This window comes from Sphingomonas sp. C3-2 (genome assembly GCF_033025475.1).
Classification (GTDB): domain Bacteria; phylum Pseudomonadota; class Alphaproteobacteria; order Sphingomonadales; family Sphingomonadaceae; genus Sphingobium_A.
Genome location: NZ_CP130322.1, coordinates 2,676,211 through 2,690,990, shown reverse-complemented (window position 1 = coordinate 2,690,990; position 14,780 = coordinate 2,676,211). Strand labels below are relative to the sequence as shown.

Here is a 14,780-nt window from a genome sequence, read left to right as displayed (position 1 = left end):
ACCGGCCGTCGCTCGACCCCTGCGGCACGATCGCGGCAGCAAGCCTCGCGAACAGCCCGACTATCGCCATTCGGGCAAACACCCCCCATCGGGGATTACGCTGAATACGCCTGTTTCGAACCCTTTAGGCCGGCTCCGTCGGTCCGGCCGCGTCGCCAGACGGGTTATTTCGGGAACAGCAAGGTCAGGATGAGGCGCCCGCCCCAGCTGGGCCCGTCGCCCGGCCGTTCGGCATAATATCGAACCCCGCCGCCCAGGCTGACGGGCTGTTTTCCGAAGGTGAAGACATGGCTCACCGTTGCGTTGATCGGAACGGTCCATGCCTTTGCCTTCCAGTCATAGCTGGTTTCGAGATTGAGGCCGAACGATGTCGAATCCGGAAGCGTCTTGGTGACAAAAGGCTGAATGAAGGTCGTGCTCACGCCCGATCGGTCGTCATCGCCCGCGAACGACCAGATATGGTTCGCCAGCATGCCCACCGTCACCCCGCCGCTCTGCTTGAGCGCGACCGCCGTCGGCCCCGCGCCGAACTTCTCGGCGGACAGCGCCGATTTTCCGGTCGGCCAGAGGAAAACCGGGCCAACGCCCCATACAAAGCCGTTATCGGCCTGTTTCGGCGACAGGAAAAAGCTTTGCACCACATCGCCCAGGCCGCTGACGCCCCCCTGCCCCTCGACGGTTTCGCCCTGGCTGATGATGGGCAGGATGGTGCGGGTGATCAGGTTCCAGTCCTGCCCCACCGAGATCGGGATGACAGGCTGGATGTTGACCGTCAGGCGATCGCCATCCGCCGGGCCATAGCAGCAGTCATAATTGAACTGGAACGGCACCGAGATCAGATTGGCCACCGGGTTCGCCAGCTGATCGGCAAGCCCCTGCCCCGACGAAGCGCCTGCATCCGCTGCATCCTGCGCATCCTGTGCGTGAAGCGGGGCGGCCGGCAACGCCGCCGCACAGGCGAGGATCAGGGCCAGACGCTTCATCGATTTTCCCCTCAATTGGTCAGGACAGACTGATCCACGATCGCCGGGGCATCTGGCCATCCGGCTTTTCCCTGAAAGCCCAAGGTGCTGTCGGCATAAGCCCCCTGTTCGCAACCCGGTCGTCTCAGGGGTCTCCCTCCTGCGCGCCGGGGGCTTCCCCGATTGCCGGTCGCTCTGTCTGCCGAAATCATGGCGCTTCCCGATAACAACAAGCTGGAGCATTCATGGAACAAGGATCCGCCCCACGCCCCGAGCGCGTTCCCCCCAGAATTGTCCCCGATCTGCCGGAAATCAGCGCCGAACAACAATCCAGCGCCTCCACCATCTATTCCCGTTTCCGCACGACGCTTTCGCAACGGCGCACGGGGCTGTCCGAACATCGCACTGATCTGTCCGAATTCCGCACCGATCTGTCGGAACACCGCACCGAATTGGGGATGCGGCGCACGGGCATGGCGATCCAGCGTACGCGCATGGCCGCCGATCGCACGATGATGGCCGAAGTGCGCACCTCGCTGTCGATGATCGGCTTCGGCTTCACGATCTACCAGACATTTCGCAGCCTGGCCGATGCAGACATGCTCAACGGCGGAAACGCGCCGCGCAACTTCGGGCTGTCGCTGATCCTCCTGGGCATGCTGATCCTGCTCGGCGGGATCTGGCGGCACATCCAGTTCGCCAACGAACTGCGCAGCCGGCGCGCCGATCTGACCGCGGAAGGGCTGATCCACGGGGAAAGCCGCTATCCGGTTTCGGTCAGCCTAATCGTCGCGATCGGCCTGTTCACGGTGGGGCTGATGGCCGCGCTCAACATCCTGTTCGGCCTCACATTATTCGGCTGATCCGCGTGCCTTTGCCTTCTTCTCTTCACCCGGGCCGAATGTTTCGATATCGCGTTCCAGGAAAAAGCTGAGCCCGGTACGGATCGCCGCGATCGCCGCCAACTTGCCGATATCATCCCAGGTCGGCGCGATCGCGGTGCGGATGATATCCGCCCCCAGCGCGAATTCGAGCGCCAGGATGATCCACTGCGCGAAATTCATCCAGATCCGCCGCCGCATCACCGGGTCGGATTGGTTGAAAGGCAGGCGGGCCATGCGCACCAGGGCCTCCATCGCGCCATAGACCACCAGCATCGCGGCAACGGCCTCAAGCGCAAGCGCGCCCCATGAGGCCGCGATATTCAGAAATTCTTCCATCGCCTTTCCTTTCGGAAAATCAGTTCGCGGGGAGATTCATGTGCAGCGGGATCGAAAAATCGATCCAGAAGGACGTGCCCTTCAGCCGGTTGGTCGCATCCAGTTCGCGGAACACCCTGCCCCTGAACGTCGCCGGCGTCCCCGCCATCGTCACGGTCGTCGCGGCGGTCGCGCCAACCGCGAACACTTCGCCGCGAAACGGGCCAAGCACACCGTCATCGTCGCTTATCTGCTTTTGATAATAGGTCTGCAGCCCGAACGAGAATGCCGGCGAAAAGGCCTTTTCCACCGCGGCTTCCAGATGGATCTCGTCGCCGCTGTCATAATCGGTGGTCCGGTTGCGCCCGTTCCACGTATAGCCGCCCTTGGCCGAGACATCCCATCCCGTATCGGGATCGTGCCAGCTCAGCGCAAGCGCCCCGTCGACCGCCCAGCGATGCAGCGACAGATTGGCAAGCGCGCCTTCGCGGTAATTGCCGATCGGCACATTGATCATGGTGGAAAGCTGGACGTGCAGCTTGTCCGCCTGCCACCCCATCATCGCCGCGACCACCGGGTCCCCCGTGGTCAAGGCGCTGTCGTGCCGGGCGCCGGAAAGCGATGGCCCGCCGGGCGAGGTCAGCAGCGCCTCGACATCCACCATCGGCGCGCCAAAGGGCGTGGTGACGCCGAACGCGAACGTGCCGCCAAGCGCATTGGTCGTCGGCACGAACAACAGGGTCGGGAAATCGGCGACAATCGCCGTATCAAGCCCGGCGGCCAGATTGCCGTTGATCGGAAAGGTGCGTTCGGCCTTTGCGTTGCCGTCATAAATCCAGATCAGCTTGTCCAGATAAACACCCTCGACCGGCGGCATGATCGCGGTCCCCGGACCACCCGATCCGAGAAGATAGAGCGATGCGCCGCTTTCGGTTGCCTGTGCCGGCTGGGCACCGGCCGCCAGCGCCAGCGCACCGATCGCCGCGCCCATGCTTTTGCGATTTGCCAGGTCGTACATTCCCACTCTCCGCAAGGTGGCCTTTGCGACAAGCCTATTGCCCTCGCGTCAAAGGCTAATCGGGAATTACCCCGAACAACCGCGCCCATGGTTACCATTTGTCGTGTGCCGGCCGATATTTGGCGGCCCTTTGCCGCCGGCCTCCGGCCGCGCGTCAGAACGCTTCGCCAATGCCGAAATAAATGGCGCTGCCATCCTTGCCCCAGGCAATATCGAACCGCAGGTTCACGCGGTTCTTGGTCGACGCCAGATACCGCAGCCCCACCCCGCCCGATGCAAGCACATGGCTGTTCTTCCAGATATCACCGCTGCTCGGCGCAATGCCGCCCGCCCCGCCAAACCCCACAACCCCCAGCCGGCTGGTGATGTTCTGGCGAATTTCGGCCTGAAGCGCCCATGTCGCACGATCGCGGTACCGCCCCGATTCATAGCCGCGCAGATCGGCATGCTGGCCGAACATGCACAGATCGTAAAAGGGCGCCCGGCCCTTGACCGCGCACAGCGTCTTGCGCAGCGCGAGCACGGTCTGCTTGCCCAGCGGGAAATAGCCGGTGGACAGCAGTTCCAGCCGGCGATGCTCAAAATCGCTCCCCAGAAACTCGGCGCCGAACATCCAGGTTCCCGTCACCAGCACCCCCTTGCGCGGGGTAAAGGGGTGGTTGCGCGTATCGAAGGTGAAGGACGGGCCGATCGCCGATATCTGGCTGCGCAGCTCGATATCGGGAAGATCAAGGTCGGGGCGCTCGGGCACGGGGATGCTCACCGACGATCTTATCCGCAGATAGCGCATCCGCGCGCCGACATGCAGGTTCGACAACAGCCCATGATCGAACAGGCGCACCTGCCCGTCGGCATAGGCCATCAAGCCCCGATCGCGCAGATCCACCGATATCCCGGCAGCGCCCGCATTCGAGCCGATCCCATAGAATTTCAGGCGCGCATCGCCATAGCCAAGCAGCGCGCTGATCCGGAAACGGTCGTCGTCGAGCGACATCTGATGAAACAGCCCACCGCCCCAGGTATCGGTGCTGGTATAGCCCGCGGCGATGCCGGTAACCCAGGGCGTCGGCGCGTTATTGGGATTATAATAAAGAACCCCGGCCAGCGCGGCGCCGGTGCCAAGCGCGGGGTTCGCCACGGGCAGCGGCGCGACGATCAGGTCGGGCTTCGCGCTGGTTTCGGGTGTTTCCGCGTCGGGTTCCAGCGTCTCGGCTTGGCGCTCCATTTCCTCGGGCAATTGCATCGTCTGGGCCAGCGCGCCGGGGGCCCCCGCCACCGCTGCGCCAAGGCCGATATATGTGATGATTCTTGCGCATGCGCGCATCCGCCACCTCCCAAACCAACGCGCTCCAGCGATACCGCGCGCGCCGGCGGCCGCCCATCGGGGGTTCCACCCAATTCGCAAGGCCCCGTTCGCCGTTCGGCACGGGTCTATCCGCCCATGGACCGGGGAATTATCCCGATATCGCGCCCCAATGGCTGCCGGGCAGTTTAAGGGCATGATGGAACGCCTTGCGCTCGCTTCTCTCATCGGCATCGCCCTTTGGGCGTCTCCGGCCGCACAGGCTCAGGGGCCGGCCACCCCCGGCCCGGAAACGCCCGGCCCGGAAATCTCTGCCGACGATCGACAGGCCAGCGCCTGCCCGCCCGAAATGGCGAATGATTGTCCGCGCACAGCCCCCGCACCGGAACGCGACCGCCTTTTCCCGCTGGGCGGGCGCGCCGCGATCGCGCGGGGATATCGCATCCCCGAACCATGGGGGATCGGCGCGCTCATGGTCTGGACGAACACGAACTTCAATTCGCGCGATCTATCTGTCGCGGTGCGCAAGGGCGGGGCGCCGTCCGCCGATGCGCCCCTCGCCCCCCTGCCCGCGGTTACCACCAACCGGCTGGAAGGCGATAATCGCATGCTCGGGCTTAAGGGCGATCTCTGGCTTTTTCCCGGCGTCAACCTGTTCGCCTCGATCGGCAAGGTCAAAGGCACGAACCAGATCGATATCGATGTCGATCTGGACGCGGTGATCCCCTTTCCATTCTGCCGCCCGGCCAAGCCCTGCGGCACCATCCGGCTGCCGGTCGAAACCAGGGTCAACAACACCACGGTCACGCTCGGCACCATATTGGTCTATGGCAATGAACACTGGTTCGTGCTGGGTTCCGCCGCCAAGACCGTGAGCATTTCGTCGAAAGAGCGTTCCGACGTCGAATCGACCAATATCGGATTGCGCGGGGGGCCCCGTTTCCAGCTCGCCGAAAACACCTATTTTGCGCCCTATATGGGGGCGAATTATTTCGATCTCGATACAACCGTCAAAGGCCTTGTCGAAAGCCCGGCGGTGTTCGAAGACGGGGACAGCGTCCATCTGCGCTACAAGGTCGATATGTCGGCCAGCCATCCCTGGGCCGCGGTCGCGGGGTTCAACGTCGAATTAAACCGCCATCTTTCGTTTCAGGCGGAAATTCAGGCGGGCGCCGAATCCACCCGTATCCTCGCCAGCGCTGGCGTCCGTTTCTGATTCTCCGGACACCTCGGGGTTTTCCCCGAGCCGATTTTGGGACATCACTGATAGAGACGCATTGGGTAAACCAGCTTTAATGCACCCTGCATATTGGTGGGAGAATCGACCTTGGGGGAAAATCCGCATCCAGAACTGGCCGGAATGATCCATCTGACGGGTGGGATCTTCTGGATGGGATCGAACGACCATTACCCCGAGGAAGCGCCCTGTCACCCCGTGGCGGTCGATCCGTTCTGGATCGATGAGGCACCGGTCACCAACCGCCAGTTCAAGGCCTTTATTGCCGCGACCGGCCATGTCACCTCTGCCGAAACGCCGCCCAATCCCGATGATTATCCGGGTGCGCACCCCGATATGCTGCGCCCGGCATCGCTCGTTTTCACGCCCCCCGAACCCGATGTCGTCATCCGCGAATTTTCGCAGTGGTGGGATTACCGCATCGGCGCAGATTGGCGCCATCCGCTCGGCCCCGGGTCTTCGCTCGATGGCCTTGACGATCACCCGGTCGTGCACATCGCCTATGACGATGCGCTGGCCTATGCCCGTTGGGCCGGCAAGGAACTGCCCAGCGAGGCCGAATGGGAATTTGCGGCACGCGGCGGGCTCGACCGCGCCGAATTCGCCTGGGGTGACGAACTCATGCCCGGCGGCGTGCCGCAGGCAAATACCTGGCAGGGCGCGTTCCCGCGCGAAAACAGCCTGCTCGACGGGTATCTTCGCACTTCTCCGGTCCGCGCCTATTCCCCCAATGGCTATGGTATTTTCGACATGATCGGGAATGTCTGGGAATGGACGGGCGATTATTATGCGGATCATCAGCCCGGCCCGCTCAAGACATGCTGCGCCCCCCGCAACCCGCGCGGCGCCGTTGCCGAAGAAAGCTTCGATCCCGCCATGCCCGCCATCCGCATCGCCCGAAAGGTGCTGAAAGGCGGATCGCACCTGTGCGCGCCCAATTATTGCCGCCGCTATCGCCCCGCGGCGCGGCATCCGCAGCCCGTCGACACATCGACCAGCCATGTCGGTTTCCGCTGCGTCATCCGCACGTCCGACGGCGCCAGCAACATTCAGAAACATTCATGATGGTATTTTACATTTTTTAAAGAAGTCCTCTAAGTAGAAAATTATTAAATCAGGCATTTCCACAAACATATATTTCTGACATGATAATTCCCTATCCCGTAAGTAGTCACAAAAGATGAAAGGGAGGACAATGCGTTGGGAAAAGGATTATTCACCTGACCCGAACTCGATACGCTTGGATGATTTCAAAGCGGTCATCGGATCGGAAGGCTTGAATAACAACATTAACATGCTGGATGTATTGCTGGCCCGCAATGATGAGCGCCGGCAAATTGCCCGCGATCTTCATGACTCAACGGCGCAGCTTCTTCTTGAACTCGAATTCGCACTAAATTCGCTGGAACAGGAAAATACCAGCCTTTCGGACTGCCCCGCGCGGTCGGTCATCGCCCGTCTGCAAAATCAGATGCGCTGCTTCACCTATATGCTCCACCCACCAGAGCTGGAGAAATACGGCCTGATCGGCGCGCTCGAGGCGCTGACGCTGGGGATGTCCGCCCGCACCGGGATCGATATTTCCTTCAATGCCCGCGGGCATCGCGATGGCATTCCGCCCGAGATGGAGCTTGCCATCCTGCGGATCACGCAAGAAGCGCTGATGAACGTGTTCAAGCACAGCGGATCGGACCGTGCCGAGGTCCGTCTGCATTGCACGTGCAACTGGATCTGCTTGCGGGTACGCGATTTCGGGGTCGGGCGGCGCGCCAAAAAGGCGATCGATTCAGGATTGGGCGTTGGTCTGCGCAGCATGGCCGAACGCATGGCCACGCTGGGCGGAAAGGTCCGGATCAACCTGCTCGACAGGGGGGTCGCGATATCGGCGGTTGTCCGCAATTCCGTCGAGATTTGCCCTGAGGTTCAGGGCCCCACCGCCTGTCGGCGTCTCACGCCTCAATGATATTGTTGCGCACGGCATAGCGCACCAGTTCGGCGGTGCTTTTCAAATCAAGTTTGTGCATCGCCGCCGCCCGGTGGGTTTCCACCGTCTTGATCGACAGGTTCAGAATCGCCGCGATTTCCTTGTTGAGGCGGCCTTCGGAGATCAGTTGCACAATCTCGCGTTCGCGCGGCGTCAGCGCGTTCGCCGGGGTCTCGCGCGCCGCCATCTCAATAAACCGGTCAAGCAGCGTCTGCGAAACATTGCCGGAAAAATAGGGCCTTTTCACCGACAAAGCCTCCACCGCCGCAATCAGATGCTTGGTCGCGTCGGATTTCAGCAAGTAACCGCGCGCACCTGCGGTCAGCAGTTCGGACAAGACATCCTCGCGATCATGCATGGTGAAGATCAGGATTTCGGTGCGCGGCAGTTCCTTCTTGATCGCGCGGGTCAGTTCCGGCCCGTTCATCATCGGCAGCGAATAATCGAGGATGGCAATATCGGGGCGTACGGATCGAATGACTTCAAGCGCCTCGCGCCCGTCCGATGCCTCTCCCACAACGCGCCAATCCGGATGCGCGGACAGGACGGATCGAACCCCCAGCCTGATGGCCTCATGGTCATCCGCCAATACGATGCGACGAACCGGACTGCTCATCCCCTGCCTCCCAAGCCTGTCGGCGACCACCCATGGCCCTTGTATCGGGGTAATGAACCATCCCCCCAGCCCAAAGCCCATCGGGGTTCCCCCTCAAAGGGGGCCCGACCTTCCACTATGCGCGCTGTTTTGGCCCCTCAAAGGAACGCCCCTGCCCCACGCGCGGGTTAATCCTGATAGGGACTTTCCAGCCATTTCAATAACAAAAAACCATGTTGAGGGGAGACTATCATGTCGGGCATCGAGCAATGGCTTCTTGTGGCGCCGATCTGGCTGATCGGCATCGTCATCTATCTGGGCATGCTCGTTGCCGCGATGCTCGGGTGGCAACTCCGCAAACGCTATGTCGGCGAGGATAGCGAGCGGTCGCATAACGAAGAAGGCTATATCGTCTCTTCGGTCATGGGGTTGCTGGCGCTTTTGGTGGGGTTCACCTTCGCGCTGGCGATCGATCGCTATGACACCCGGCGCGCCGTCGTGCTCGCCGAAGCCAATGCGATCGGAACCACCTATCTGCGCACCCAGATGCTCGAAGAACCCCATCGCACCCGGATCAGCGAACTGCTGACCGATTACACCGCCAACCGCATCGATCTGGCGCGCCAGCATGTCGGCAAGGAACAGGAAGAGCGGCTGGCGGCCAGCGACTCGATGATCGTCGAGCTGTGGCAGGCCACCGTCGCGGCTTTCCCGACAATCGAGACCCGCCCCTTTTCAAGCGCCTATCTGAGCACGATGAACGAGATGATCGACATGGATGCCGCGCGCCAGCAATCGCGCCGCTCGCATGTCCCGGTCGAGGTGTTCCTGGTGCTGATCCTCTATCAGATCATCGCCGCCGGTGTGCTCGGCTATGTTCTGGGCGGCCGTCGCGGGCGCACCACGGCCGCCTTGCTTTTGCTGCTGTTCGGTGGTTCGCTGATCCTCGTGATCGACATCGATCGGCCCAATGCAGGCGGCATTGTCGAACGGCAGGTGGCGATGGAACTGCTGCTCAAGATGATGCGCGAAAACCCGGCGGGCAGCTTCGATCGCACCGCGCCCGCGATCACGCCCGCGCTTGCATCCCCGCCCGCACCCGCACCGCAATAAGCGCTGTCATCATTGCTCCACGCGTCGCGGATGATATGGCTGCGCCATGGCACGGATCATCATCTTCAGCGGCGCAGGGATCAGCGCCGAAAGCGGCGTCCAGACCTTCCGTGACAAGGACGGTTTGTGGGAAGGCCATGATATCGACGAGGTCTGCAACTATCAGACCTGGCAGCGCAATTACGACGCGGTCCACCGTTTCTACGACGAACGCCGCGTCGCGCTGGGCACGGTCGCCCCCAATGATGCGCACCGGCTGATCGCCGATTGGGAACGGCGTTACGCCGTGATCAACGTCACCCAGAATATCGACGATCTGTTCGAACGCGCGGGCTGCCGCGACGTGATCCACCTCCACGGCTTCCTCACCGAAATGCGCTGCTATGAATGTGATCGGCGCTGGGACATCGGTTATCGCCGGCACGACACCACGCTCTGCCCCGACGCCTCGGAACACCACACGCTCTTGAAGCCCTCGGTCGTCTTTTTCGGCGAACAGGCGCCGCTCTACCAGCGGCTCTACACGATCTTCGAGGATCTGGCGGACGACGATCTGATCTTCGTCATCGGCACCTCGGACGCGGTGGTCCCCTTCGGCCATTATCTGCGCCATCTGCCGGGGCGCAAATTCCGGGTGAACCCCGATCCCGAATATTCGGACGTCTATGAGCGCGAATTCACCAGCACCGCCTGCGCCGCCGTGGCGGAGATGGACGCCCTGGTACGCGCCCATATGGGCGGCTGAGGAGACCGGCGCGACGGACACCTGGGTTCCGCCGCGCCATGGTTCGCCATCGACAATCTCCTTGCGCGCGGACTACTGGGTGGCGATCGCGATCTTCACCTGATGGGCCAGGTCGTCGAACTCGACGTCGCTGATATCGACCAGCACCCGCTTGATCGTGCCGTTGAACTTCGCCGGGCTCTTGTAGAGCTTCGATACCGGGGTGATCAGGTCGCAGCCGATGTCGAAACTTTCGCCCACGGTAAAGCGCGCGCCCACCTGTTGCTCGAAGCGGCCCTCGCCGATCACCGTTTCACCGAGGCGCAGCGTCGCCTTGCCGCCGGTGGCGAATTCGCCTTCCTTGTCGCACTCGATCTGAACCGACAGGATATGCTTCCCCGCCGGGATCTTGTCGGTCGATTCCACGCGGTAGCGCTCGGTGTTGAACCAGTTATGCTCCCAATACAGGGTGCCGTCCTTCATGAAGAAGCTGTAGCCACCGGCTTCACCTCCGCAGCAGGCGAGCACACCGTCGCCGCCATTTTCCGGGATCTCCACCTCGGCCGCGATGGTGTGGTTGACATTCTTGGTGGCCGGCGATGCAGGCTCGGGGATGCGCGTTGTGCCGGGCAGATAGATGAACTGCTTCTTGCCGCGCAGATAGCTGGGTTTCAGGTTGACGTCGGCACGTTCGACGAAGCGGTCGTCGAGCGGCAGGACGTTGTATTTTGCCGCCTCCGCCCAGAACATGTCCTGCAATTCTCGCAGCTTGGCCGGCTCCTTTTCGGCCAGATCATTGGCCTGGCTGAAATCCTCCTCGATATTGTAGAGTTCCCAGACGTCGCTGTCGAAATCGGGGGAGGAACCGGAGGTCTGCCAGGGCAGCTTGCCATGGCGCGCGCCCGCCACCCAGCCATTGTGATAGAGCGCGCGGTTGCCGAACATCTCGAAATATTGGGTCTGCCGGGTCGAGGGGGCGGCCGCATCGTCCCAGCTATAGGCCATGCTGACGCCCTCGATCGGCTTTTGCGCGATGCCGTTGATCGAGACCGGTTCGGTCACGCCGGCTGCTTCCAATATGGTCGGCACGATGTCGATCGCATGATGGAACTGGCTGCGCAGCCCACCCTGATCAGAGATGCGGCTGGGCCAGCTCATCACCAGGCCGTTGCGTGTACCGCCAAAGTGCGAGGCGACCTGCTTGCACCATTGGAAGGGGGAGGAGCCGGCCCAGCACCAGGATACCGGATAGTGATTTTCATGTTCGGTGTTGCCGATCTCGTCGATCACTTTAAGCATTTCCTGAACGTCGTCAGGATAGCCATGCTGGCTCTTCATATTGTTGACGGTGCCAGTCAGCGTGCCTTCGGCGCTGGGGCCATTATCGCCGACAACATAGATGATCAGCGTGTTCTCGCGCAGGCCCATGGCTTCCAGGGCATCGACGACGCGTCCAAGCTGGGCATCGACATGTTCCAGAAAGCCCGCAAACACCTCCTGCATCCGCGCATAAAGGCGTTTCTCATCAGCACTGCACGAATCCCAGGCTGGCATTGAATCGGGACGCGGGGTCAATTGCGTGCCCTCGGGCACCACCCCCAGCTTGATCTGGCGCGCCAGCGTTTCCTCGCGCACCTTGTCCCAGCCCTGATCGAACTGCCCTTTGTAACGATCGGCATAGTCCTTGGGACTATGATGCGGGGCATGGGCGGCGCCGGGTGCCCAATAGGCAAAGAAGGGCTTGTCGGGCGCGCTGGCCTTCTGGCTGCTGATCCAGGCGATCGCCTTGTCGGCCATCGCCGCGCTCAAATGATAATTGTCATCGCCCTCGGGCTTTTCGATCGGTAGCGTATTTTCGATCAGCGGCGGATCCCAGTTATTGGTTTCTCCCCCCTGGAAACCGTAGAAATATTCGAAGCCATGACCGGTCGGCCAACGGTCGAACGGGCCGGCCGGGCTCGTCTCGAAATCGGGCGTATTATGCCATTTGCCGAAGGCGGCGGTGTTGTAGTTGTTGAGCCGCAGCGTCTGCGCGACACAGGCCGCATTTTCGGGCCAGCGCCCGTCATATCCGGGGAAACCGGTCGCCAGTTCCATGATGATGCCGGTGTGCATCGAATGGTGATTGCGGCCCGACAGGATCGCCGCACGGGTGGGTGAGCACAGCGCGGTGGTATGAAACCGGTTATAGCGTATCCCCTCCCTTGCCAGCTTTTCCAGCGTCGGCGTGTTCACCGGCCCGCCAAAGGTGGATGCATGGCCAAAACCCACATCGTCGAGCAGCACCAGAAGCACGTTGGGCGCGCCCTCGGGGGCACGGGGCACTTCCGGCACGACAGCCTCGGAATCGCTATAGGTTCGTCCGATCCGTCCGGAAAAATGCGTGTCCGTCTGGGGATAAGGAAGGATCGTTTTGGTCATCCGGACTCTCCAAGCAGGCCAGAATTTCGGCAAGGAAAATTGGCTGGTCAGTCGACCATCGTCCTCCTTCAGCCTCAGCGCCTGCAGCAGACCGATGCCCAATATCGCAACGGCAGAGAGGCTATCCGCCCCCCATGGTTCACGACCATCGGTGACAACCCTCGGTTAGTCCTGGGTAATTACGGTACGCGCCCATATGGGCGGCTAGGCCACGCCAGCGCTCAGGCGGCCGGGATTTCCGCCGCCTCGGCCTGGCGGATGTCCGCCATCAGCTTCCACACCGCGATGAACATCGCCGCGATCACCGGGCCAATCACGATCCCGCTGAAACCGAACAGCTCGATCCCGCCCAGTGTCGAGATCAGCACGACATAATCGGGAATGCGCGTGTCGCGGCCCACGAGGATCGGGCGGAGCACATTGTCGACCATGCCGATCACGAACAGCCCGCAAAACACCAGCGCCAGCCCCTGCCACAGCGCACCGGTGGCGAGCAGATAGATCGCCACCGGCACCCAGACCAGCCCGGTACCGATCGCGGGCAGCAACGAAAACACGCCCATCAGCACGCCCCAGAGCAGCGCGCCCTGAATGCCCAGGAGCGAGAAGACGACCCCGCCGATCAGCCCCTGCACGATCGCCACCACGATGCTGCCCTTGATCGTCGCGCGGATGACGGTGACGAACTGGGCGATCAGCGCCTCGCGCTGGGTGGCGCGGATGGGGGCGGCGGCGGCGAACTTGTCGCCCAGCATCGGCCCGTCGCGCAGCAGGAAAAAGGTGAGATAGAGCATCACGCCAAAGGCGACGACAAAGCTGAACGCGCTCTGCCCGAATTGCAGCGTCTGCGTGGCGACCGAGCGGAAGCTGGCGACGAACCAGTCGCTCAGCATCTCGCGCGCCTCGCTGAAATTGCCGAGCCCGATGCGCTCCAGCATCGCTGTCGCCCAGCCGGGAAGTGCCCCCTGAATCTGTTCGAAGATCTTGCGGAAATCGATATGGCCCGATTGGATCTGCTCGTAGAAATACGAGACTTCCTGCGCCAGCGCGAGCGCAAGGATGATCGCCGGCACGATCACCATCGCGATGATGAATAGGAGCGTCAAAAGCGCGGCGGTGTTCTTGCGCTTGGGAAAGCGCCGCTCGATCTGCCGCGCCATCGGCGAAAACAGGATCGCGGCGATGAGCGCCCATAAAATGGCGGCAAAGAACGGCCCCATCACATAGGCAAAGCCCGCCGTCAGCGCGATCACCAGCGCATAGAATACCTTGTCGTCCGCGCGTGCCGGGGTCCCTGTCTGCATCCGTCCGTCGTGCCTTGTGCTCGGCCCCGGCAGATGCCCTGGCCCCTTGAACTGGTATGTAGCCCAATTTTTGCGCTTGATAAGGCTCACCCCCCTCAAAAGGGCGGAGATTTTCGACAGACGACGTTCAATCCATCGCAAAGCTGGCGGAAAGCTCGAACCGGCTCGCCGGATGGGTCAGCCAGGCATGCGACACCAGCCGCCCGCCGCTCCATGTCTGGCGCGTCAGCCGCAGCACGGGTTCCCCCGCGTCCAGCCCCAAAAGCGCGCGGGTCGGTTCGTCGGGCATGGCAGCGCGCACGCGGTGCTCGACGCGCTCGATCGGGGCAATCCCGGTCAGATATTCATTGGGCGTGGTGCGCGTGAAATCGACCTCGCCATAATCGGGCGCGATCGCCGCCAGCACCAGCCGCTCCTCCAGCTGGATCGGGAATTCCTCTTCATGGTGGACGATCACCGATCGGAACAGCCGGGTGCCGGGCGCCACTTCCAGAAGCGGCGCGGTCTCGGCGTTCGCCTTTTCGGCGGTGTTGGTGATCACCCGCGCGCGGTAGGCATGGCCCCGGTCGCGCACCTCCTCGGCGATGTTGCGGATCTCGATCATATGCCCCATCGGGCGCGGCTCGGCGACGAAGGAGCCCACCCCCGCCCGGCGTTCGAGCAGCCCGGCGCTCTGCAATTCGCGCAACGCGCGGTTGGCGGTCATCCGCGATACGCCGAAACGCGCCACCAGCTCGGCTTCGGAGGGAACCCGGTCGCCGGGCTTCAGCCGCCCCTCGCGCACGGCCTCGGTGATGGACGTCTTGATCGCGACGTAAAGATGGGCCGAAGGGTGTTGCGGCGGGGTCGCGGGACGTGTCATCGCCCCTGTCTATACAGCCCCGGCACCGTCCGCGCCATTCGAATTATCCATTTGTATC

14 protein-coding genes are annotated in these 14,780 nt (G+C 62.4%); 6 read left to right on the top strand and 8 right to left on the bottom strand.

The window, feature by feature from the left end:
* Positions 1-164: 164 nt before the first annotated feature.
* Positions 165-983: a hypothetical protein gene (locus tag QYC26_RS12990; protein ID WP_317512644.1), complete on the bottom strand. Its 819-nt coding sequence runs from the start codon at positions 981-983 to the stop codon at positions 165-167.
* 224 nt (positions 984-1,207) lie between these two features.
* On the opposite strand from QYC26_RS12990, the gene QYC26_RS12985 reads away from it, so the two are divergent.
* Positions 1,208-1,825, top strand: a complete 618-nt coding sequence (locus tag QYC26_RS12985; protein ID WP_317512643.1) for a DUF202 domain-containing protein — start codon at positions 1,208-1,210, stop codon at positions 1,823-1,825.
* On the opposite strand, the gene QYC26_RS12980 is transcribed toward QYC26_RS12985, so the two are convergent.
* From QYC26_RS12980 to QYC26_RS12970, 3 genes are all read right to left on the bottom strand, one after another.
* The gene (locus QYC26_RS12980; protein ID WP_317512642.1) at positions 1,814-2,182 is read right to left on the bottom strand and encodes a DUF1622 domain-containing protein; all 369 of its coding nucleotides are present in this window, start codon (positions 2,180-2,182) and stop codon (positions 1,814-1,816) included. The two genes, QYC26_RS12985 and QYC26_RS12980, sit on opposite strands and share 12 nt — an antisense overlap.
* Before the next feature lie 19 nt (positions 2,183-2,201).
* Positions 2,202-3,179, bottom strand: coding sequence for a transporter (locus QYC26_RS12975; RefSeq protein ID WP_317512641.1), 978 nt, complete (start codon positions 3,177-3,179; stop codon positions 2,202-2,204).
* A gap of 154 nt (positions 3,180-3,333) precedes the next feature.
* Complete coding sequence (locus QYC26_RS12970) at positions 3,334-4,503, bottom strand: BamA/TamA family outer membrane protein (protein WP_317512640.1); 1,170 nt, start codon at positions 4,501-4,503, stop codon at positions 3,334-3,336.
* A 175-nt stretch (positions 4,504-4,678) separates the two neighbouring features.
* On the opposite strand from QYC26_RS12970, the gene QYC26_RS12965 reads away from it, so the two are divergent.
* The 3 genes from QYC26_RS12965 to QYC26_RS12955 all read left to right on the top strand — a co-directional run bounded on the left by QYC26_RS12965 (position 4,679) and on the right by QYC26_RS12955 (position 7,682).
* A complete protein-coding gene (locus QYC26_RS12965) occupies positions 4,679-5,698 on the top strand; it encodes a porin family protein (protein ID WP_317512638.1) in 1,020 nt (339 codons plus the stop codon).
* A gap of 144 nt (positions 5,699-5,842) precedes the next feature.
* Positions 5,843-6,784, top strand: coding sequence for a formylglycine-generating enzyme family protein (locus tag QYC26_RS12960; protein ID WP_317515069.1), 942 nt, complete (start codon positions 5,843-5,845; stop codon positions 6,782-6,784).
* A 130-nt stretch (positions 6,785-6,914) separates the two neighbouring features.
* Positions 6,915-7,682 carry a sensor histidine kinase gene (locus QYC26_RS12955; protein WP_317512637.1) on the top strand — a complete coding sequence of 256 codons (768 nt, stop codon included), beginning with the start codon at positions 6,915-6,917 and terminating at the stop codon, positions 7,680-7,682.
* Here the strand turns inward: QYC26_RS12955 and QYC26_RS12950 are convergent.
* Positions 7,669-8,319: a response regulator transcription factor gene (locus QYC26_RS12950; protein WP_317512636.1), complete on the bottom strand. Its 651-nt coding sequence runs from the start codon at positions 8,317-8,319 to the stop codon at positions 7,669-7,671. The two genes, QYC26_RS12955 and QYC26_RS12950, sit on opposite strands and share 14 nt — an antisense overlap.
* 231 nt (positions 8,320-8,550) lie before the next feature.
* On the opposite strand from QYC26_RS12950, the gene QYC26_RS12945 reads away from it, so the two are divergent.
* A complete protein-coding gene (locus QYC26_RS12945; RefSeq protein WP_317512635.1) occupies positions 8,551-9,411 on the top strand; it encodes a hypothetical protein in 861 nt (286 codons plus the stop codon).
* A gap of 46 nt (positions 9,412-9,457) precedes the next feature.
* Positions 9,458-10,156, top strand: coding sequence for an SIR2 family NAD-dependent protein deacylase (locus QYC26_RS12940; protein ID WP_317512634.1), 699 nt, complete (start codon positions 9,458-9,460; stop codon positions 10,154-10,156).
* Positions 10,157-10,228: 72 nt separating this feature from the next.
* Here the strand turns inward: QYC26_RS12940 and QYC26_RS12935 are convergent, their stop codons facing one another.
* The 3 genes from QYC26_RS12935 to hutC all read right to left on the bottom strand — a co-directional run bounded on the left by QYC26_RS12935 (position 10,229) and on the right by hutC (position 14,722).
* Positions 10,229-12,556 (bottom strand): arylsulfatase, encoded by a 2,328-nt coding sequence (locus QYC26_RS12935; protein WP_317512633.1) that lies wholly within the window; start codon positions 12,554-12,556, stop codon positions 10,229-10,231.
* Between the two features lie 221 nt (positions 12,557-12,777).
* A complete protein-coding gene (locus tag QYC26_RS12930; RefSeq protein WP_317512632.1) occupies positions 12,778-13,860 on the bottom strand; it encodes an AI-2E family transporter in 1,083 nt (360 codons plus the stop codon).
* Positions 13,861-13,987: 127 nt separating this feature from the next.
* Positions 13,988-14,722 (bottom strand): histidine utilization repressor, encoded by a 735-nt coding sequence (gene hutC, locus QYC26_RS12925; RefSeq protein WP_317512630.1) that lies wholly within the window; start codon positions 14,720-14,722, stop codon positions 13,988-13,990.
* Positions 14,723-14,780: the final 58 nt, after the last annotated feature.

Bases quoted from the DNA above. Each gene is read 5' to 3' on its own strand.
- QYC26_RS12990 (WP_317512644.1), bottom strand. From the start codon at position 983: ATGAAGCGTCTGGCCCTGATCCTCGCCTGTGCGGCGGCGTTGCCGGCC.
- QYC26_RS12985 (WP_317512643.1), top strand. From the start codon at position 1,208: ATGGAACAAGGATCCGCCCCACGCCCCGAGCGCGTTCCCCCCAGAATT.
- QYC26_RS12980 (WP_317512642.1), bottom strand. From the start codon at position 2,182: ATGGAAGAATTTCTGAATATCGCGGCCTCATGGGGCGCGCTTGCGCTT.
- QYC26_RS12975 (WP_317512641.1), bottom strand. From the start codon at position 3,179: ATGTACGACCTGGCAAATCGCAAAAGCATGGGCGCGGCGATCGGTGCG.
- QYC26_RS12970 (WP_317512640.1), bottom strand. From the start codon at position 4,503: ATGCGCGCATGCGCAAGAATCATCACATATATCGGCCTTGGCGCAGCG.
- QYC26_RS12965 (WP_317512638.1), top strand. From the start codon at position 4,679: ATGATGGAACGCCTTGCGCTCGCTTCTCTCATCGGCATCGCCCTTTGG.
- QYC26_RS12960 (WP_317515069.1), top strand. From the start codon at position 5,843: ATGATCCATCTGACGGGTGGGATCTTCTGGATGGGATCGAACGACCAT.
- QYC26_RS12955 (WP_317512637.1), top strand. From the start codon at position 6,915: ATGCGTTGGGAAAAGGATTATTCACCTGACCCGAACTCGATACGCTTG.
- QYC26_RS12950 (WP_317512636.1), bottom strand. From the start codon at position 8,319: ATGAGCAGTCCGGTTCGTCGCATCGTATTGGCGGATGACCATGAGGCC.
- QYC26_RS12945 (WP_317512635.1), top strand. From the start codon at position 8,551: ATGTCGGGCATCGAGCAATGGCTTCTTGTGGCGCCGATCTGGCTGATC.
- QYC26_RS12940 (WP_317512634.1), top strand. From the start codon at position 9,458: ATGGCACGGATCATCATCTTCAGCGGCGCAGGGATCAGCGCCGAAAGC.
- QYC26_RS12935 (WP_317512633.1), bottom strand. From the start codon at position 12,556: ATGACCAAAACGATCCTTCCTTATCCCCAGACGGACACGCATTTTTCC.
- QYC26_RS12930 (WP_317512632.1), bottom strand. From the start codon at position 13,860: ATGCAGACAGGGACCCCGGCACGCGCGGACGACAAGGTATTCTATGCG.
- hutC (WP_317512630.1), bottom strand. From the start codon at position 14,722: ATGACACGTCCCGCGACCCCGCCGCAACACCCTTCGGCCCATCTTTAC.